Annotated in this window: 12 protein-coding genes and 1 pseudogene; 7 read left to right on the top strand and 6 right to left on the bottom strand. The window is 45.6% G+C overall.

What is annotated here, in order from left to right; translation table 11 throughout:
* Positions 1-200: 200 nt before the first annotated feature.
* Positions 201-1,172 (top strand): family 43 glycosylhydrolase, encoded by a 972-nt coding sequence (locus tag IUA53_RS19220; protein WP_196897625.1) that lies wholly within the window; start codon positions 201-203, stop codon positions 1,170-1,172.
* 72 nt (positions 1,173-1,244) lie between these two features.
* Positions 1,245-1,526, top strand: a complete 282-nt coding sequence (ppiC, locus tag IUA53_RS19215; RefSeq protein ID WP_196897624.1) for a peptidylprolyl isomerase PpiC — start codon at positions 1,245-1,247, stop codon at positions 1,524-1,526.
* Between the two features lie 5 nt (positions 1,527-1,531).
* Here ppiC and IUA53_RS19210 read toward each other — a convergent pair whose 3' ends face one another.
* The 5 genes and pseudogenes from IUA53_RS19210 to IUA53_RS19190 form a co-directional block, all read right to left on the bottom strand.
* Positions 1,532-2,242 carry a hypothetical protein gene (locus IUA53_RS19210; RefSeq protein WP_196897623.1) on the bottom strand — a complete coding sequence of 237 codons (711 nt, stop codon included), beginning with the start codon at positions 2,240-2,242 and terminating at the stop codon, positions 1,532-1,534.
* A gap of 168 nt (positions 2,243-2,410) precedes the next feature.
* On the bottom strand, positions 2,411-8,545 hold the full coding sequence (locus IUA53_RS19205; RefSeq protein WP_196897622.1) for a pectinesterase family protein: 6,135 nt from the start codon (positions 8,543-8,545) through the stop codon (positions 2,411-2,413).
* A gap of 98 nt (positions 8,546-8,643) precedes the next feature.
* Positions 8,644-11,595 (bottom strand): annotated as a pseudogene (locus IUA53_RS19200) (TonB-dependent receptor).
* Positions 11,596-11,748: 153 nt separating this feature from the next.
* Positions 11,749-13,062: a pectate lyase family protein gene (locus tag IUA53_RS19195; protein ID WP_231401204.1), complete on the bottom strand. Its 1,314-nt coding sequence runs from the start codon at positions 13,060-13,062 to the stop codon at positions 11,749-11,751.
* Positions 13,059-13,811: an IclR family transcriptional regulator gene (locus IUA53_RS19190; protein ID WP_231401203.1), complete on the bottom strand. Its 753-nt coding sequence runs from the start codon at positions 13,809-13,811 to the stop codon at positions 13,059-13,061. The genes IUA53_RS19195 and IUA53_RS19190 overlap by 4 nt, the downstream gene beginning before the upstream one ends.
* 346 nt (positions 13,812-14,157) lie before the next feature.
* On the opposite strand from IUA53_RS19190, the gene IUA53_RS19185 reads away from it, so the two are divergent.
* The 5 genes from IUA53_RS19185 to speA all read left to right on the top strand — a co-directional run bounded on the left by IUA53_RS19185 (position 14,158) and on the right by speA (position 19,705).
* Positions 14,158-15,315: an NAD(P) transhydrogenase subunit alpha gene (locus IUA53_RS19185; protein WP_044059127.1), complete on the top strand. Its 1,158-nt coding sequence runs from the start codon at positions 14,158-14,160 to the stop codon at positions 15,313-15,315.
* A gap of 2 nt (positions 15,316-15,317) precedes the next feature.
* Complete coding sequence (locus IUA53_RS19180; RefSeq protein ID WP_044058458.1) at positions 15,318-15,602, top strand: NAD(P) transhydrogenase subunit alpha; 285 nt, start codon at positions 15,318-15,320, stop codon at positions 15,600-15,602.
* An 11-nt stretch (positions 15,603-15,613) separates the two neighbouring features.
* Entirely contained in the window at positions 15,614-17,002 is a 1,389-nt protein-coding gene (locus IUA53_RS19175; RefSeq protein ID WP_196897621.1) for an NAD(P)(+) transhydrogenase (Re/Si-specific) subunit beta, read from the top strand.
* A gap of 318 nt (positions 17,003-17,320) precedes the next feature.
* On the top strand, positions 17,321-17,683 hold the full coding sequence (locus IUA53_RS19170; protein WP_196897620.1) for an arginine decarboxylase: 363 nt from the start codon (positions 17,321-17,323) through the stop codon (positions 17,681-17,683).
* A 111-nt stretch (positions 17,684-17,794) separates the two neighbouring features.
* Complete coding sequence (speA, locus tag IUA53_RS19165; protein WP_044058455.1) at positions 17,795-19,705, top strand: biosynthetic arginine decarboxylase; 1,911 nt, start codon at positions 17,795-17,797, stop codon at positions 19,703-19,705.
* A gap of 23 nt (positions 19,706-19,728) precedes the next feature.
* On the opposite strand, the gene IUA53_RS19160 is transcribed toward speA, so the two are convergent.
* A complete protein-coding gene (locus IUA53_RS19160) occupies positions 19,729-20,838 on the bottom strand; it encodes a serine hydrolase domain-containing protein (protein ID WP_156026859.1) in 1,110 nt (369 codons plus the stop codon).
* Positions 20,839-20,894: the final 56 nt, after the last annotated feature.

The raw sequence follows: 20,894 nt of genomic DNA, 5'->3' as shown, positions 1-20,894 counted from the left end.
TTGTTGTACCTCAGTGGTTTTATGTTTATCAGGTAAGCCGTTTTTCGCAGTAACCGGTTAAGTGCCAAGCTAGGTCTAACTTGTAGGTTCGAGTGATTATTCCTATTTGAATATTTTTAACAGAAGTCTTAGCCCGCATAGCCGCTTAGTGAGAATGTAGTTGGTCTACTATTTATTTATGTTGCTAGGAGAATGGGCGCATGTTCAAGGTATCGTGTTTGGGGTTATTCATGGGGACGTCGTTATTTGCTTTTGCTCAAAACCCGCTGCCATTAGGTGAAGGGCTAAGAACTGCAGACCCGTCCGCTCACGTATGGGAAGACGGCCGTCTCTATTTATATACTTCACACGATATGGAATGCCAAGAAGACTTCTGGATGCAAGATTGGTATACCTTTTCTTCTACCGATCTAGTGAACTGGACGAATCATGGCCCAAGTTTATCGTTAGACGAAATTGCGTGGGCAGACAACTACGCTTGGGCGCCAGATGCCGCGTATAAAAATGGAAAGTATTATTTAGTATTTCCCGCAGGTACAGGCCACAAAGATAGAAAAAACCCTGAAAAAAGCACTAAATGGATGGGGATTGGCGTGGCAGAAAGTGACTCCCCCACAGGGCCTTTTAAAGACATGATTGGTGCGCCTTTGTGGCGCGAGCCCTATGCTAACGACCCCAGTCTATTTATCGACGATGATGGCAAAGCGTACTTATATGTTCACGCGCAAGGCGCTGATTATCATGTGGTAGAAATGGCTGACGACATGCGAAGTATTAAAGGTAAGCTGGAAAAGATGGATATGGGGGGGTATACCCCCAAAATGGAGGGGCCTTGGGTATTTAAACGGGAAGACTTATATTACTTTACTATGCCTGAAAATAATCGCGAACTTAGCTATTACACCAGCCCGTCACCCAAAGGCCCTTGGACCTACCACGGGGTGATAATGGAACAAGAGGCGAACAGCAACAATCATCATTCTATTGTAAATTATCAGGGGCAATGGATACTGTTTTACCACCGTTGGTTAGACATTGACTCTACCTGTGGTCGACAAAGGCACGTTGCTGCTGAATACCTCTATTTTAATGAAGATGGCACCATACAACCCATTCGCCGAACTCAAAAAGGCATAGCAAACTTTGCGAGTCAGGGTAATCAAAAACAATAACTAAACCCAGTTATGAAGGCTTTCGTGGAGTAGGTTATAATGGCGCAATAGTGATTTTTTTAAGGTTCTTATATGGCCACGGCATCCGCACTTCACATATTAGTGAAAACAGAAAAAGAAGCGTTATCCATTTTGCAACAACTTAGAAAGGGTAAAGACTTTGCTACGTTAGCAAAACGCCATTCTACCTGCCCTTCAGGCAAACGGGGGGGCGATTTAGGGGAATTTCGTCGGGGCCAAATGGTAAAAGCGTTTGACGATGTGGTGTTTAAAAAAGACGTGTTAAAGGTGCACGGGCCAGTTAAGACCCGTTTTGGTTATCATTTGATAAAGACGCTATATCGAAACGGCTAGCCCCTTTAGGGCACCCAGCGTTCGCCGCAAATTCCGTTTTTCGTGTACTGGTTGAACGGGCTTTTGTAGGGGTGGATAGCCTCAGAGAGGGCGTTTTTATGATCAACAGAAATAAAGGCATCTGTGTCTGGTTTTCCCTTACTATCCAGCAAATAGTAATTTGATACATAGCCAGCCACGAACATTTTATCCTCCATTCCTACATCCACAAGTTGCACCTTGGTCACGGCTTTAAAGCGTGCGTTTTGGTTGTCTAATGACAAAATCTTGCGGAAGTAATAGCCCTTTTCTTTTTGGTGCTGTGAAAAGCCGCTTAGTATGTCGATGAGCTCGGTTAATCCAACGGCCTCTCGCTGAAGCATAAAGTTGTGGGTAACGCCTGTGCCCTGTTCGCTAGCGTGCCCAGCGTTATATGCCTGCTCGGTCTCCAGTTCGGCTAAATAGCTTTTGCCTTCGTCAGTGTATTGGTTCAGGGCTTCTGTATTCATATGAACGTAGTAATCACTGATGCCGGCAGGGGATACCTCAAACAGCCAGAGATCTGGGGTAACGGCGGCGCGCGCTTTCTGTTCTTGAGGGCCTTTGGGAACACATTTTTCAGAAATATAATAGTAATATTGCCCAGCATCAATGGCGTACGCATTTTGCAAACACAGTAGGGCAAAAACACCAATGAGTGCTTTGGTTCTACCTAGCATATTACGCAAAATTTTCATATTAACCCCACCAAGATAACCACAAAACGGCTAGTGTACGGGCATCTTTATCACAATGCGAGCGTGCTGGGTTTTCTTGTTACGCATAGGCCTTAGTTAATACCGCTAAGCTCGGCAACAAAAAAGCCCCTAAGCTTTTTCACTTAAGGGCTTGTCATCTTACAGGGTTTATAAACTTGGAATAGACTCAGGATCTTGTTTGATTTTACCCACTCCAGCATGGTTGATGACAATCGCTTTGGTTTTATCGGCATCATCTAATTGATACTCATAGGGCACTTCGTAACTGGATGTTGGCGTAGCCTCTGGCCCCGCAACCACGTCGCCGTCAGCAGGCGTTGTCCAGGTTACACCCTCACCAAACACGTTTCCTGATGTATTCCAGTAGCCAACCACATCGGAATAAAAAGACACGATGGGGTTCTGAGTATTTTCAAACACATTATTGTTAATGCGTAACTCAGCGCCTTGTCGTGAATTGATGGCGGTAGAGGTAATGTTGCTATAGTAATTATTATACAAATGACCTACACCGTAGCGAAACAGTGGCAATCGGGATTCGATGTTTTCAAACCGGTTATGGTGGAAGGTAATCATGCGATCAGTATTGCCACTGTCAGTATCGGTTTCCGTATGACCGTGCAGCGAACCTTTCCAATGGTCGTGCAGGTAGTTATAGGAAATAGTGATACTTTTTGCGCCTCTTTTACTGTCAATTAAACCATCGTAATAGTCTTTGTCTACATTGAGGGTACTGTACAGTTCATTGTGATCAATCCAAATATGGCTGGTGGTTGAGCCATCATTGTCACCTTCAATGGCAATGGCGTCTTTTCCTTCAGTTAATACGTGGTGAATTTTCAGATTGCGAATAATGATGTTGTTGGCACGTTTTATCAGTATGCCTATGCCGTCCAATTCTCCACGGCTGGCCACACCAATAATAGAAACATCGTTCATGTCTCTAATTTCAATTGGCGCCCCCGAGCTGCCATTGTTGGCGTCGGTAATGGTGCCATCGACGTATATGGTCACCGGGGTATTCGCTGCTTTTGCGTCGTCTAATGCCGCTTGCAATGCAAGCCCCGTATTCACGGTGACTACAGTGCCGCCCGCGCCGCCCGACAGGGTGTAATTATGTTGGGCGAAACCTTGCGACACCGAAACATCGGGTACAGTCACAACCGGATCACTAGGTACGCTAGGCTGCCAGCCAGTATCATTGTCATAATGGGCAAAAATAGCCTCTCGGGTGGTGAGTGAACTGACGTCGCTTTCAGTGAGCAAATAAGCAGACTCCCGGGTAGAAAGGTTTAGCGCGTTTCCTTGCAAATCCATACTGCCATATTCTCGCCATCCCGCATTCGCCGTTGCCGTAACCGGGTTGGGGGCGGGTTGATCACGCACGCCCTCACCCGCCCAACCGATATCCGCAATGTGAGTATCAAATCGGTTATTGATAAGGGTAATGTTATCAAAGTAGTTTTCACTGCCGCCACTTCGGGCAATGTAAGTAGAATTATCCAATACACCATTACCAAGAGGGCCGGGGCCGTTGGTGAAACGACTGTTTAGAAAAATGAATCCCTTGTGGTCAATGTCTGGCACGCGGGCCTGTAACACGTAGCCGCCAGCGGTATCTTCATCTGGGTTGCCATTTTTAGAATCACCAATGGTACGAATTTCACTGTTTTCAAAAAGCGCGGTATTCACATAACCCCAAATGAAATCCACGTTGCCAGCAACAAGGGTCTCATAAAACCAGCTATAACCTTTTAGTTGCAATGTATCTTGTTCGCTGATGAAGTTCATGTTCACCGCACTTAAACGTCCATTATCATTGTTGAAATAAAGGGCTTCAGCTTGATTGGAGTAGGCGTTGCTACGTGTGTGTGTATTTTTCAGGGTGAAGTTATGAAGTGTTAAGTTATCTGCGCCCTCCACAAGAAACACGCTTCGTCCCCCTTCTGCTACCGTGGCGCCCACGGGCGAAGACTTTCCACTGCCACTGTTTAGGCTGTCGTAGTTGGCGTAATAAACAAGGGTGTTGTCTCTGCTTTCCCCTTCAATGGTGACGTTATTTTGATTGCGTAAAAAGAGAAGCTCTTCGTATTCACCATCCCGTAGGGTAATGGTTGCAGGCTGATCCTTAGGAAGGTTTTCCATGACATAGTTTAATGCGCCTTGTAATGAACGAAAATCTGCTTCGCCATCATCATCCACTAAAAGGTGGGTGCCTGTAGGAGCGGCTTCCCGCGTTGTGAAGGTCCAATTTGCCGTTTTACCCAAACCGTTAAAAAGTTGGCTATTTAGTGAAGCGTCAGTGACCAAACCGTCGCTAATGGCTACATAATAGCTTTCGCCATATTCCAATACATTATTGTGAGGTTTAACAATAAGCTGATTACCTTCCACCTTGATAGGAAGGTAATTTACATGACGCAGTTTGTCTTGCCCATGATACCCAAGAGCGTCTATGTCACCACCCATTGAAATGACGTCTACAATGCTATCATCACTTTGTTTGTAAATACGCACTTCGCCGGAGGTGCCAAGGGTCGGGGCATCGTCAAACGTAAGTGTGAGGAGCCCGTCGAGGTACGCATTTTGTTGGCCTGCAAAGGGCGTGGTGAGGGGAAACAAGTCACCATACGTGGCACTTGGCATAGTAAAACCTTCTTGCACAGTCACGCTTAGCACTTTGAATAATGCAGGGTCTTCGCCAGAAGTGAAGGTGACTTGTGCGTTACCCTCCGCGTTTGCGGTTAGCACAACCAGCGAGCCATCCTGCTCTACGCTAACCACACTTTCATCACTGCTTATGACTGAAAATTCGTCTTCAGTAATACCATCACTTTTTACCGCAGTGACGTGAACATAGAGAGGGTCCTCACTGGTCGTGGTTTCCCATGCATTGGTGGCGTAGTCCAGCGTAAGCTGTACAGGCCTTTCAGTTGGGTCTCCCACCTTTAAATCATCTAATTCAAATGAGCGATTGTTAGTGAATAGCCCGATTAAGCCTTTCGCGCTGTAACTGGAATCGGTGGTTGAGCCCAGATTTTCTCCATTGAGATAAACCGTTAGTTCATCGCCAACCATGTCTATACGCACTCGATACCAAGTGCCGTCAACACCGTCTTTTTCACCTATTTCTATGGGCGATTTTTTTTGTAGAGGTCGGCTAATACTGCCCGCTTTGCTCACTGCTATTTCAACTTGGGTACTGGTGCTAGCATTTTGCACGTTCAAGCCGCCTGCAAACCAATTGCCTACACTGTCATATCGACCAAGTAGAAAAATTTGCTTGTTTCTGGTGGTACTATTTTGGCGTGGACGAATTCGTGCTTCCACAAAATAATCTCCACTTTCAGGCAAGTCGGTGAGTACACTGTCTTTAACTAAGAGAATCTCCCCACCTTCACCTCCTGCGGTATATCGCATTACATTATTGCCATCATCATCCAGTATATCGAAGCTACCTTGCGCACCGTTACTGCCACTTTCATTGGCTAATAGGTCGAAGTTATCGAATGAACCCGAAGAAAAGTCATCACAAAAATAAAGCGTGGGGGCAGAGTCGCAGCTAAACGCTTGGCTTGAGGATCCATCATCCAAGTAGGTGATCACGAGATTATCAATGGTGACTACGCCACCACTTTCGGTACGCAATTGTAAAAATGATGACGAAGTGGCCACAAAACCTTCAATAGATAATCGCTGACCGGCAGTGAGTGAGGTAATAGGTTCACTGAAGAACTTGGCGTCGCCGCCATGGATTGACTTGCTGCTACTGCTGGTGTTGTTGTCTGCATAGATGATGAAGTTATTATCACCTTCGGTATCTTCAACATTAATAATGTCCATACTAATCATGTACGGGCGGCTTAAATCTAATATACCTGTGGTCGTAGTGTCGTCTGCGCTTGTCTCTACATCAGGCGTGGTGTTACCCAGCGTAAAGCGTGCACTATCTATGGTGAGTGAGCCGTCGCTCATGGTAAGGCCAGAGCTTCCGCCAGTGATACTATAAAACGGTGTTTGAGCACCGCCATCTGTGGCTTTGTAACTTGGCGAGAAGAAGCTATCAACGTCGGTTTCAAAGGTTTCTTCAAGCAACACATTAGCTGCAATATACTCAATGCGAATATTGTCGATAACCACTCTCGAACCGCTTTCAGTTCTAAACTGTAAATACGAGTTCTGACTAGCGATTGGCCCTTCCACGGTGACAGTGGTGCCAGCAACTAAACTAGTGACAAGCTCATTGTAAAAACGAGAGCTTCCACCTAGGTAAGAATTGGCGCTGCCAGAGGTGTTATTGTCCACATAGATTTGGAACTTGTTATCGCCTTCAGTATCTTCTGCAGCCACTACGTCAAAGATGACGTGGTACGGTCGACTCAAATCGAGGGCGCCGTTCACTGATGTATCATCTGCGGAGCTTTGAGTATCGGGTGTAGTATTGCCTAGTGTGAAACGACCACCGTCTAGCTCAATACCATTGCTAACCTGGGTTACCTGCCCCCCTGTTTTCGTTAACATTGGTACGCTAACACCGTCAGCGGTTTCGATGGCAGCAAAATTGGTGGAAAAGATATCCTCGCTAATGCCAGCAAACGAATAACTTAGAGGCAGTGGGGTAGTAGGAATGATCACCGGTTCTTCAGGTTCAGTGGGTTCAGGCTCCGTTGGTGCAGTGGGTACGTCAACCGCATCTGCAACGGTCTCAATTTTAAGATTATCTAGGGTAATTGAGCCACTTGAGTCGGTTCGAAGCTGGAAGAAACTGTTAGTAACAGTGTTATCTAGAATCTTTGCATCGGATGCTGCAGGGTCGCCGCCATTCACATCATCGCCTGGTTCATACGTGTATGAATAGCGAGTACCGGCTTCAAGCTCTCCGTCGCTAAGAGAAATACTGACAAATTTTGACGCGGCGCCATGAATAGAATTGTCTTGACCTGTGGTGTTGTTGTCAACATACAAGCTAAAGCTACCAGCACTGCCAACTGCGACAATATCGAAGCTAATCGTAAAGCCTTCGCTTAGGTTATAAATACCTTGACCAACGGTATCTGTACCTGAGGTATTGGCCCCTGGATTTGCAGCCGCATTACCAATAGAAAAGCGATCGCCTTCTAGTGTTAACTGGCCTGTTGAGGCATCCACAAGCGGGCTACCGCCGGTAACATAGTAGAGCGCTCCTGCATCGGGCGCATCGCTAAGTCGCTTGTATGAGGATGAGAAAAAGGTATCGGTATCGGTATCAAAGTTCTCTTCTAAAGCGGCTTGAATCGCATTGGCAGCTTCTTCAAGTCTTATTGATTCTGCGTCAGCTTGTGCTTGGGTAAAGGCAAACACAGCTGCTTGTGGGTCGTCATTTGATAAACAGCTTTCAACGTAGGTAGCAATCGGTGTGGCGTCATCAGCACTGATTAAACACAGGCTATAGACATCATTTACGGTATTGTAGGCACGTGAAATGAGGTAATGGGTTTCTTCTTGTGCATGTAAAACCAGTACTTTTCTGCCAAAAGCGAATTCGTAGTTTCCGCTGAGCGTTTCATCCCCGGTCACTAACGTAAAGTCACCCGCTAAGTTATTTTCATCGACTGGAGTAAACGTAAATGTCCGCTGCGTCACTTGCCTATTTTCTATGAAGGGAGCATACACGTCGCCGGTAAATTTAGTGACATCGAAGGTATTAGGAAAGAGTGTACCTAGCTCGGTCTCAAGGTAACTGACGAAATGCGACAGTGCCGTAGATTTGTCTATTAGTGTGTTGCTTGCCCCGCCTGCAGCGGGTAACCAAACTTCAACATCGGAGGCAAAATCTGCATCCGATTGATTGAAAAAGTCAGTGAGGGTTTCGCCCTCTTCTAAGGTGACAGTTGCCACATTTGCAGCATCAGCGCTAAGCGTAATACCGTTTGTTGGGTCGCCATCTGTGTCTAGCGACTGTAGCAATCTAATAGTGTTCACCACCGATTGGTTAAAAGCATTGTCAGTAGCAAATAAATCTAGCGGAGATATAACACTTGATGCTGGGGTCTCAGGAAAGACTAAGTCCCCAATATAGAATGAGAGTTGCTCGCCTCGAAAGTACGAGAATTCACCATTTTCATCGGTTTGGCCGGCTTCAACGGACGCAGAATTATAGCTAAGCCCACTGACTGGGCTATCCACAAAAACACCTGTAAGCGCAGGATCTGGCGGCAGTTTTACGTTAGTCGTACTTTTCTCTCCGCAGCCAGCAATAACTAAAACACTACCTATAAGGGCAGCAACATAAGTGAGTTTCATTGACTCAACCTCCATGAAATGCCACGCGTACCCTATTAATCAGTTCGCGTTGGCATTGAAATTTTCAATGTCTGAGCCAATGGCTCAGAACGAACTAATTAATAGAATTTAACGTTCACACCTAATTGGTAACTTCTGCCATATTCTTCTTTTTGATAAAGAATATTGCCGCCGCTTAAGGCATTACCTTGGAAGTAACGTAAGTCTGCTTCTTCAGTTAAATTGATGGCGTCAAAATACACCTGAACCTTGTCGGTGACGTCGTACTGAAGTTTAAAGTCGAGGCTTTTCACATCGGCTTGGTACTGATCGCCCCACACTTTGCAACCTTTAGGGTCGTTTATGTCAGCGGTGACTGGGCAAGAGCCAATTTGTTCCAAAACATCAGAGCGGATGTTGCCGATAAGACGTGCTGAGAAAGTCTGGCTCTCCCAGCCGAACACCAGATTAAACGTGGTGTCAGCCTGATCGGGCAGCGCCACTTTGCCCTGTCGAATTGACTCATCAAGCACGGCCTCACTATTGAGAAGTGTTGCGTTGCTCTGCAGAAAGAAGCCATTGTCGAAATATTGGTTATAGCTAAGCTCAACGCCATATACCTTGGCGCTTTCACCATTAACCGTCACATTGATTTCGTTTAGATAGAGATCTTGTGGAATAACAAACTCTGTAACTTGATTCACCGGTAGGGTAAGGGGTAAATCAGCGATAGACATCCCGATACCATTTACATCAACAATGAAATTCTCAATATCTTTATAAAAGACCGCAGCCTCTAAAAACAGGTTTTCGCTAGGATACCAACCTACCGAGGCATCGTAGTTTACCGATGTCATCGCAAGCAAGTTGGGGTTACCAACATCTAACGCATTGTCTGAACCTAATACGTACTGACTGAGTTGTTGTTACGATGCGCCACCTTGGCTGTCGTCACAATCATCTGTACCCGGTGGGCAAAGTTCAATGTCGCTATCAAAAATGGCATAGGCACGGGCTTGTTTGAAGGAGGGGCGAGTGAAGCTGGTCCAAATTGCACCGCGTACTAAAATGTTCTCAGAAGGCTCCCACTTAATATGTGCACTTGGAAAGAATTCGCTGTATTTAATCGCTGCCTCTGGCAAAGGAATCGCAATATCCAACGCACCGGCGCCAGCGCCATTAAATTCAAAGTCGTCATTTTCCAGTGACATAAACCCAGTGGATGAGAACTCAGTTTCTGTCCATCGCACACCAGTGATGAGGGTAGCATCTAAGCCAATGGGAAATTCTGCCATGGCGTATACGGCCTTAGTATCCTCTACAATGGCATAATCACCTTTTGTGCTTTCTATCGACACTTCACCATTCGTCGCTGGCACCACGGTTTGTCGTGTGGCATCGACAATCTGATCCACGGTGGCTCGGCTTTCAAACGGTAGCTGAAAGTTGCTGTCAGAAGGAATGCTGCTGTCATAATCAGCCAAGGTTGAGTTTACGGCGGCAATGCAGGCGGCATCATCATTACAATCATTTGGGTTGGGGTCGAAGCTCCAGCGGTCTTTGTCGCGAACATGATCTCGTTCGGTTACTTCAGCGCCAACCTTGATGTAGTTAAGGTAGTCATTAAAAATATCTGTACGAAGGTTTAAGTTAACCGTTTTTATTTCATCGGTTCTTTTACCGTCTTCTAAGAATAAGTTATCAAACTGATAATTTGACAGTTCAAATCCGTTACCACTTCCGGACGTGCCAAAAATACTGTTGCTTGGGTCGTAAGTGAGGCCCGCAATCTCGGCGGCATCCTCGGCCGACATTATTTTTGCACTTATTGTATCCCGGCTTCCTTGACCATAGACGATTAAATCTCGTTCTCTAAATTGTACACGGCGATCGCCACTAGAGTCTTCTTCTGAGCGAGATTGCGCAAACTCATAGTCAAGCACAAAGCGCTCCGCAATGCGATTTTCGCCACCTAGGCTAAAGGTAGTCGTCTTGTTTTCACTTTCTTGGATAAAGTGCTGATGGAATACATCGATATCGCTTAATATGAATTCCTTGGTTTGACTGTTCACATAGACAATTTCACTGTTGCCTACCGAACCTGCATCCTGAAAATCGTAGAATTCACGCTGCGCGAGATCGTCGTCTTCAAATTGTGTGTAGGTGCCCTTAGCGTAATAGTAGCTATCCGCATTGGGCTTGTATTCTAAATTGAGCGCGGCAGCTTGGCGGGTTCGTCCCGCTACTTCCCTTCTATACTCCAATTGGGCTGGTGCTAAAATTTCGTCGCCGGCAGCAATTTCGTCATCCGTTTTACCTAAGTCTGCTTTATAAAACTTCATTTCATTTGTGCTGTGATGACGGGTTTCATCAATAAGGGTTTTTCGCTCTTCATGAGATATGGCAAATCCAATACCGAAGGTATCGTCGAGAAAGAATTGCGTGCCATCTAAACTGAATTTGGGCGAGTGAGCTCCTCGCTTTTGCGAATACGCATCTTGAGCTCTAATTTTTAGCGTATTTTTACCACGGTCAAAAGCCGAAATGGCTTTTACATTGACGGTGCCGCCAATGGAGTTAAGGTTTTGATCTGGCGTCAGTGTTTTCAGTACTTCAATGGTGCCCAATAAATCTGCTGGTAGCGCATCTAAGCCAACTTTACGCTCCTCACCTGCGCCAGACATTTGCGCACCGTTCATGTTTACAGAGACAAAACTTGGGCCTAAACCCCTCACAGTGACGAACTTTCCTTCGCCTTCAGACCGTTGAAGTGTTACCCCAGGTAAACGACGTAACGATTCAGCCACGTTTTGATCGACAAAATTACCCAAGTCATCTGTTGAAATAACAGAACTGAAACCGTCTTTCATGCGCTCTAAATCACGGGCTTTTAAGTCGGCTTGTTTTACACCTTTAACTTCTACAATTTCTATGTCTTGTTCGTCTCCTTCTTGCGGTTGAGTGGTGTTTTCTTGTGGGGTTGTATTAGGTATAGGGTTGGCTGTTTGCGCCATCGTTGCAAATGCTGCCGATACAGACAGCGCTAATGCTGTCCATTTAAACATGTGCATGCTGAGCACTCCTTTAGTTTTATTATTAGCACAGACTATCCACACCGCAGCTGTGCCACCGGTGGCATTATGGCTCAGTCTTTACATAATGCACACTATTTTAACGAGTTTTTAACCTAAAGTTTATATGTGAATATTTATTGAAGTTTTGGACTAGCGTAGGGCTAAGGCTCTCCATGCCTCCGGCGAGAGAGAAGTTGAACTAATAGCCTTCTGGCTATCGAGGGATTTTTTATAATCTTCCCAGTTAATAACCTGGGTTTCACTGTCAATAATCCCGTTACTATTGCCGTAGTGCTGGGTTTCTATAGAGGTGAATATCCGTTCATCTACCATGTCCGCTCTCAGTCCGCTGCGGCTAAGGTTAGCGCCCACGTCTTTGTTTTCAATTAATGTTGACCAAACCTCATTCGTTGGCAGCGGCAATAAGGCGGTTTCAGTTTCTAAGTGTGGAATTTTCTGTTTTGCAATATGGATGTTTAGCGCTTTGTGCCACCCTTTAGAGTGTTTTCTTTCATTTTTTACCACCACACCCAATTGGTTTTTTTCGCGAAGCTTAGGGTGGCCTTTCATGTGATTACCCTGAAGGAATACTCGGGTGAGCGGGGCTTTTTCGTACCATAATTGATAAAACCAGAGGTTGCGAGAGGCGGGGCCAGGAATAAATAAGTTGTTGATAATATTAGCCTTCCCGTTCTCCCCGCCATAGATGCTGTTGCTTCCCCAGTTCGCAATCACATTATTGGTGATTTCAACGAATTCACGTGCCTGCTCATAGGGAGCGTTTAAGCGCCAACCGTTAATTCTAGGATTTCTGCTGGTATGACTCACCAACAGGTTTCTGGTAAAGCTAGCATTCGCGCCCCCCCATATTCCGCCATACCCGTGGCTCCCTTTATGGTGCCCTGCATTGTTTAAACTTTCTGATAATATTGAGTGTTGAAGTGTAAATCGCTGATTATTATAAAAAGACCCTACCTCGTCATTGGACCAACTTAACGAACAGTGATCGATAATGACATCGCTGGAGTTTCGCACCGTGAGAGCATCACCTTCTTTCATCAAATGACCCGGCCGGAATCGCATGTGCCGAATAATGACTTGATGGGTTTTTACGGTGGTGCTGGCCCCTGTTACGACAATGCCATTTGGAGAAGTATGACCGGCAAGAGTGATATTAGGGTGAGATATTTTTAACTCATCTTCCAACACAATAACCCCAGAGACATTGAAAACCACTAAGCGCGGGAAAGGCTGTTCTACAGCCCACCGAAGGCTACCCTTTATCGGGTCTTTAGCGTTATCGGCGAGTGTATTTACCACGACAATTTGCCCTTCATTTCCTCCTTGAGTGTATTTGCCAAAGCCTAACGCGCCGGGAAAGGCGAGGGGCGTTTCAGTGGTGCTGAAACTGCTTGAGCATGCCATTACATTCAACAGCAAAAATAGATAGATAATGTTTTTCACGTTAGGCCCGAGTTGCTGGTTAGTTGATGGTTGAACGCTAAAGTTGCGACTTCTTTTAAGCTCTCGCTCCAAAATTGCAGTGCCTTCGTCGACCCCTCTTTTCCGGGGATTTCAATCGCGAGCATGGCGGTTAATTCGCCATGATTGATAAAAACAGGTACCGATACACAGGTGGTGCCAAGCGCGTTATCATAAACGGCGGCATAGCCTCGCGTGCAGGTGGACAGGCTAATCTTTTCAGCTAATGCTTTATCAAAGTGACCTAATTTACTGGTGTAGAAAGGCAGACTAAATTGATTCTGGTAGGCCAACATAATATGTCCTGGCGCCGAATCAAACAGCGGGAGTTTGGCGCCTGGCCTAATGGATGAGACCCGGTTGGGGCTACCATCTAGCACGTCTATTACAAATACCGCGGAGCCCCCTGGAATACTTAAAATGGCACTTTTATTGGTTTTTGCAATTAGCGGCGCTAGAGCGGGAATTAAGGCTTGTTGAATCTGTTGGCTTTGGGCATTAGAAGCACTGATTTCATATATTCTATTCCCATAGTAATAGCGCTTTCCGCGTTTATCTACAAGCCGCTCACTGACCAGCGTTCTCAATAACCTGAACACTGAGGTACGTGGTAGCGACAAGGCGCTTTCAATTTCGGCCGCCGCTAACCCTTCTGCATTTTGCGCTAGCAAATCACACAATTGTATTGCCTGAAAAACGCTTGGGATCAGGTACCTATCCATCTTCGCCATACTATGTATTCGAACCAAATATACCTTATGTTAACATAAATAAAGATAAATGCCACCGGTGGCATTTATGGGTGAGTTAAGTTAACATCATGCCACCTCTATATAAATATTAGTTATGTATCGTATCGAAATAATACTAGTTGATGATTTATATTTGACGTAGATTGCCCACCGTAATGCCGACTTTTTCGCCTTCTATAACAGGAAGGCCGACGTAAAAGAACGTGGTAAACGTGTATATCTGGCATTCAATTGACCAAAAGAATGCTCATAATAAGTGAATTAAATGGCTTGATCTCAATCGATCAGTGTCATTCTCATAGAGCCTGAATGGGAGGAGATGCGTGTGAAAATCATTGTTTTAAATGAATCAAAAACATCGACACCACAAATAAATGTGGAACGACGGTGTGCAGTAACGCCTGCGAGTGTGCAGCGCCTGTGTAAAAAGGGCGTAGAGGTGAACATTGAAGCGGGAAGTGGCGAATTATCTCATTACCTTGATAACGAATATGAAGATGCTGGTGCAACCATTATTAATGACGTGAATGATGCTTTATCATCTGCGGACATGCTTGTAAGTGTGAACAAGCCAAGTGAAGCCCAATTGTCGGTGATGAAAAAAGGGGCCATTGTGGTTGGCCATCTTGACCCCTTCTTTCAACAACCGCTAATTGAGTCTATTGCAGAAAAGGCGTTAACGGCCATCTCTGTAGAAATGATCCCGCGCTCGTCACGGGCACAAAAGATGGATGCGTTAAGTTCGCAAGCCAGTTTGGCTGGCTATGTCATGGTGATGCAAGCGGCCAATCAACTTCCTTCAATCCTACCCATGATGATGACGCCGTCGGGCACCATCAAACCTGCGAAAGTTTTTATTATTGGAGCCGGCGTAGCGGGCTTACAGGCGATTGCAACGGCTAAGCGTTTGGGAGCCAATGTATTGGCTTACGATACCCGTGCTGTTGTGGCTGAACAGGTAGAGTCGCTAGGGGGTAAGTTCTTAAAAATAGACATCGGTGAAACCGGCCAAACTAAAGACGGCTACGCCAAAGAACTTACCGAGGAGCAAAAAGCCAAGCAGCAAGAGGCGCAGCGTGATGCGATTGCCAACTCGGACATTGTGATTACAACCGCCCAGTTATTTGGCCGCAAGCCTCCCGTGTTGATATCAAAAGACACCTTAGCCTTAATGAAACCCGGCAGTGTGGTGGTGGATATGGCGGCAACGTCAGGCGGCAATGTTGAAGGGTCTGTAGCGGGTGAAACGGTTGAAATCAATGGTGTGAAGGTGATTGGTAACGGCAATTGGAGCCAATTTGTGGCGAAAGCCGCCACTGATATGTATGCCAACAACATTTACAACCTTGTCGATGAATTCCTTGATGAAGAGAGCAAAACGTTTGCGTTGAATTTAGAGGACGACATTCTCGCTGGGTGCGTGATTGCACACGAAGGTAAAATTACCAACGAGATGCTATTAAACGCATATAAAGGAGCCTAATTATGGAAATCATTTACCTACTTTTCATTGTGCTACTTGCTGCCTTCTTAGGTTTCGAGCTTATTCGAAAAGTCCCCGCGACTTTGCACACGCCGCTAATGTCAGGCTCAAATGCAATTTCAGGGATTACCCTTGTGGGCGCTTTAGCAGCAGCGGGTGGTGACCATTCTTGGTTAACCACGGTATTGGGCACTGCCGCAGTAGCCTTAGCGAGCATCAACGTGGTGGGCGGGTACCTTGTTACCGACCGCATGTTAAGCATGTTCAAAAAGAAAGATAAAAAATAGGGAGTGCGCAAGTGAACGATATAGCAACCATAATTAATCTTGCGTACGTTGTTGCAGCGGCGCTATTTATTCTAGGGCTAAAATTACTTAGCCACCCAGATACGGCCAAACGGGGCAACTTTGTCTCTGCCGTGGGCATGCTTATTGCCGTTGTTGTCACACTGCTCGATCAACACATTATTAGCTATCAATGGATCGTAGTCGGCGTCGTCATCGGTGGCGCGTTTGGCGCTTGGAAGGCAAAAACCGTAGAGATGACAGCCATGCCTGAAATGGTGTCGTTGTTCAACGGATTTGGCGGCATGGCTTCGCTTTTACTAGGTTGGGCTGCGCTCTCAGGCATGAGCGACCTGGCCATGCTAAATACAGGTGTATTTACCTTTGTGACACTGTTTCTCACTGTTTTAGTGGGTGGCGTGACCTTCTCTGGCTCTGTCATCGCATGGGGCAAACTCTCGGGTAAGATGACGTCTAAAGCGGTTATTTTCACTGGCTTAAGAGAGTTAAGTATTGCACATATTATTGCCATGATAGTGGTGGGGTATTTGTTTACTACCGACCCTCAAAACACCGTGTGGTTATACTGTGCCATTGCCCTAGCGCTTAGTTTCGGCTTATGGGCCACTGTGTCTATCGGCGGTGCAGACATGCCCGTGGTTATCGCATTACTAAATAGCTATTCAGGCATTGCAGCCTCGGCAGCAGGTTTAGCCACAGGCAATACCATTTTGATTGTTACTGGTTTGCTGGTGGGTGCGTCAGGACTTATTCTTACCAACATTATGTGTAAGGCCATGAATCGCTCATTAATGAATGTGCTTCTTTCTGGCTTTGCTAAACCCGTTGAAGCAGGTGAAAAAATTGAAGGTGAGATTAAAGTACTGTCTGCGCAGGATGCGTTTTATGTACTTGAAGCCGCACAGTCAGTATTGGTTATCCCTGGTTACGGAATGGCAGTAGCACAAGCTCAGCATGCGGTGCGCGAAATGCAATCGTTGCTAGAAGAGAATGGCTGTACCGTTGAATATGCCATTCACGCGGTTGCTGGGCGTATGCCGGGCCATATGAACGTGTTATTGGCTGAGGCCGATGTGCCCTATGACCAATTATACGAAATGGATGATGTGAACCCGCGTATGGAAAACTATGACGTGGCCATTGTAATTGGTGCGAATGACGTGGTTAACCCTGCGGCAAAAGAAATGAAAGGCAGCCCTATTTACGGTATGCCGGTTATTGAAGCGTATCGTGCTAAAACCGTATTTGTTTTAAAGCGTTCAGCAAACGCAGGTTTTGCCGGCGTAGACAACCCACTTTTCTTTAAAGATAACACCCGCATGGTATTGGGTGATGCGAAAGACACCATTAATAGCATTGTTCGAGAGTTTGGCGACGATTAACGTATCCCTTTTACTGGGTAGTTATGCAGCGCTAAACCCTTAAACCATCAAACTTGGTGGGCATGAAAATCTAAGCGCCTGATAAGGATAAATAAAACTCCTCTCAGGCGTTTTTTTTATAGTAAACCAAGCCTCATGGACGATAAAGTGACCAAAAATTGCGGGCACTTTATGTACACACATCATCTACAACTTTAGTATAATGCGTTGCTTTCTCGCCATCTTCTATAGAGCGACCTGACGTAGATGTATCAACCGCCTTACAAAATTGAAAACCTGGATAATTGGATTTGCATTACCTTACGTGGTGTTTGGGACATGGCGACCAATATCCAATATCTTTCAGCATTAGCCAACGAACTCAATGCTAAAAAAGGTAAGTCCTTTAATATCGCTGTGGATATGCGCGGGTGGGTTGTGCCTTTTTCTGAAATTACCGAGAGAATTAAAGCCCCTATCCATCTAGACAGGCGTAACCAGCGCTGTGAAGTATGGCTAGAAGAACAGGGGATGAAGGTTGATCATATTGCTAATAAATTTTTTAATGAGCAACATGTCAAGCTTACCCGTACCTACAGTTCCAGTGATTTTCTAGCGCATATGAAGGTGTTAGAAAATGAGCCGCTGGTATCGCACATGTCGCAGTGGTTACAACAAAACCAAGTCGATAAACAAAATTAGTCGCGACCATAGATATTTTACGTAGCACAGCAGGTTGTGTTGTCTATAATACGCGCCTATTTCGCATTAATTCCGAGCATGAACTCGGGGCATTTTACAAGGTGAACAACATTGTCTGATTGGAGCATTGAAGAAGCAGAACGCGTTTATGGCGTGTCTCAGTGGGGTGGCGGCTATTTTCAAGTTGGTGAAAATGGCAACGTTCATGTTACCCCCGTGCCCGATGACCCGAGTATCCGCATCGATTTTAAAGCCGTGATTGAAGAAATTCGTCAAGAAGGCGTGCAATTTCCAGTGGTCGTTAGGTTTCACGATATATTGCGTTCGCAAGTGTCGAGTTTGAACAATGCGTTTAGGAACATCATTAAAGAGGCCGATTATAACGGCGTATATCAAGGTGTTTATCCGGTAAAAGTTAACCAAATGCGCGAAGTGGTGGAAGAAATCGTAGAAGCCGGGAAGCCGTTTAACTATGGTTTGGAAGCCGGTTCAAAAGCCGAACTTCTTACTGTACTTGCCATGAATACCAATGAAGACTCATTAACCATCTTAAATGGCTACAAAGACGATGAGTTTATGCGTTTAGCGTTACTAGGTAGAAAGCTAGGGCGTAAAGTGGTTGTGGTGGTTGAAAAATACAGCGAACTTCTGCTGTTGGTTAAAATTTCAAAAGAGCTAAAGATTGATCCTATCATTGGCGTTCGCGCAAAAATGACGGTTAAAGGCCGAGGTAAATGGGAAAGTTCTGGCGGCGAAAGAGCGAAGTTTGGTTTAACCATTACTGAAATCATTAAAACGGCTCGCTACCTTGAAGAACAGGGTATGGCCCATTGTTTAAAACTGTTGCACTTCCATATTGGTAGCCAGCTAACAGACATTCGTGCAGTTAAAGAAGCCATGACGGAAGGGGCTCGCATATATGCTGACCTTCATAAAATGGGTTTCCCTCTTGATTATGTTGATGTTGGCGGTGGCTTGGGCATCGATTACGACGGCAGTAATTCCACCAATGAATCTTCCCGTAACTACAGTATGCAAGAATATGTCGCTGATGTGGTATACGGCATGAAGGAAATGTGCGACTTAGAAGGCGTGCCTCATCCCAATTTGGTAAGTGAAAGTGGGCGGGCGATTACCGCGCACCACAGCTGTGTTATTACAGAAATTGTCGGTGAAATTAAGTCGAATTCGGCGCAAATAGATACAAGCGAAAAAGAAGGTGAACACTTCTTTTTGAAAAACATGCGTGAGTTGTCGGAAACCTTCGACAGTCAAACTAACATGCATGAAGTGTATAACGATGCGTCTCAGTATAAAGAGCAGGCGCTGGATGCCTTTAAGCTCCGGGTGATTACCCTAGAAGAATTGGCAAAAATAGAAACGCTTTATTGGGACATTATGGGGCGTTTACAGCTATGGTACCGCAAAGAGGAATACGTACCTGAAGAGCTGCAAGAGCTAGATTATGGCTTGTCATCACAATATCTGTGTAACTTCTCGGTGTTTCAATCGGCGGCGGATACGTGGGCAATAGACCAACTTTTGCCGGTTGTTCCTCTTACGCGAATGAACGAGAAGCCGTCGGTGAACTGTTCACTGGTGGATATTACCTGTGACAGTGACGGTAAAATTGATCAATTCACCATTGGCCGTGAAATTACCGATGTGTTGCCTATGCACCCATTGCGTAAAGATGAGCCTTATTATGTGGGGCTATTCTTAACCGGGGCATACCAAGATGTGATGGGAGACATGCATAATTTGTTTGGGCGCCTAAACGAAGTGCATATCTTTAGTTACGATGATGATCCAGAAGACTTCTACATTGAAGAAGTGGTGAAAGGTTCGTCTGTGGAAGATGTGTTGAATATTATGCAATACAATCCACGGGCAATGGCGTCAGACGTTAAACGATTGATTGACAGACACGTGTCTAGTGGAAACATAAATCCAAGAGAAGGCGTACGCTGGACTGATTTTTATGAAAATTGTTTAAGCGGTTACACGTACCTTAAGCCTTAATCTAAGTAACACAGCAAGCTGAACTACTGTTGTTCGGCTTGCTGAAAATAGCGTTTCCAAAACTCGGCGGTAGTGGTGTTAATCATGTTAGATTCCGCATTCATTAGCATCACATACCCTACGCTGTAATCTGGTGCAAAGGCAACATCTGCGCGATACCCTTTTACCCAACCACCATGATAGTTAATGCGCTTGCCATCAAAATCGTAAACCCGCCAACCTAAACCATAATGGGCGTCATTTAAGTGCCCACGCCACCCTCTACGCCTTATTTCTCGCTGCGTTCTTACCCGTGGCGTTGTCACCTCTTCAATCATCTGTTTTGAAATCACTGTAGGGAATTCGCCCAGCAGCGCTTGAAGATAAATGGTCATGTCGCGAATACTGGCGTTAACGCCAGCGGCGGGTGAGAAACGGTAGTAATTGCTTTCTACTCTGCCTTCTCGCCAGCGATTACGGGCAATGGCAATGTGAGGGTGAGCCCAAGACGCAGACGCTAATAAGCCGCCTTTACCTGCACTAGACGCACTCATGCCTAACGGCGTTAAAATCTGGTTTTGCAATTCTCTAGAATACGAGGTGTTGTTATTGCTGAAATAGTATTCCAAGGCGCCAAATAAGGCATTTTGATAGGTGTAACATTCGCCTGGACGGCACAAGGGGGTGAGTTCCGAGAGGGACATTAACACCCGTTCAAGAGAGTAATCAGCTTCAATTAGGTTATCGTACGCATTGGGAATAAAGCCGCTGGATTGCCCCACAATATGCTGTAGCTGCAACGACTGCATGCCATTTTTTTCAAATGAAATATTGGGCAATAGTGTGGAGATTGGGGTTTCCCACTTTAGCCTGTTTTGTTCAACCAGCTTGGCGGTGAGTAACGCGGTAAATGTTTTAGATACAGACGCGAGCCTAAATACCGTATTTTCATTAATACGCTCACCGCCCTTATGGGTATAACCATACACAAATACTTGTGGAACTTTACCTTGCTCGTAATAAACAAAGGCATAGCCTGGTACGTTATACTTGTTAGCTTGTTGCTTAACGTGTTTAGCGTAATCGTCTAACCACTTCTCGGCATGCGCAGGTAAAGCTAACCACATCAACAATAAGGCGAAAAACACAGGCATGAAAGAGAAAAGGCGTTGATACCCGTAGCGGAAAGTGTGCAGCATAGATTTCGCTC

Origin of the sequence: Alteromonas sp. B31-7 (genome assembly GCF_015767655.1) — a bacterium.
Taxonomy (GTDB): domain Bacteria; phylum Pseudomonadota; class Gammaproteobacteria; order Enterobacterales; family Alteromonadaceae; genus Alteromonas; species Alteromonas australica.
This window is presented reverse-complemented; position numbering and strand designations above follow the sequence as displayed.

Excerpts from the sequence above, each read along its gene's own strand:
- IUA53_RS19220 (WP_196897625.1), top strand. The coding sequence starts at position 201 with ATGTTCAAGGTATCGTGTTTGGGGTTATTCATGGGGACGTCGTTATTT.
- ppiC (WP_196897624.1), top strand. The coding sequence starts at position 1,245 with ATGGCCACGGCATCCGCACTTCACATATTAGTGAAAACAGAAAAAGAA.
- IUA53_RS19210 (WP_196897623.1), bottom strand. The coding sequence starts at position 2,242 with ATGAAAATTTTGCGTAATATGCTAGGTAGAACCAAAGCACTCATTGGT.
- IUA53_RS19205 (WP_196897622.1), bottom strand. The coding sequence starts at position 8,545 with ATGAAACTCACTTATGTTGCTGCCCTTATAGGTAGTGTTTTAGTTATT.
- IUA53_RS19190 (WP_231401203.1), bottom strand. The coding sequence starts at position 13,811 with ATGGCGAAGATGGATAGGTACCTGATCCCAAGCGTTTTTCAGGCAATA.
- IUA53_RS19180 (WP_044058458.1), top strand. The coding sequence starts at position 15,318 with ATGGAAATCATTTACCTACTTTTCATTGTGCTACTTGCTGCCTTCTTA.
- IUA53_RS19170 (WP_196897620.1), top strand. The coding sequence starts at position 17,321 with ATGGCGACCAATATCCAATATCTTTCAGCATTAGCCAACGAACTCAAT.
- IUA53_RS19160 (WP_156026859.1), bottom strand. The coding sequence starts at position 20,838 with ATGCCTGTGTTTTTCGCCTTATTGTTGATGTGGTTAGCTTTACCTGCG.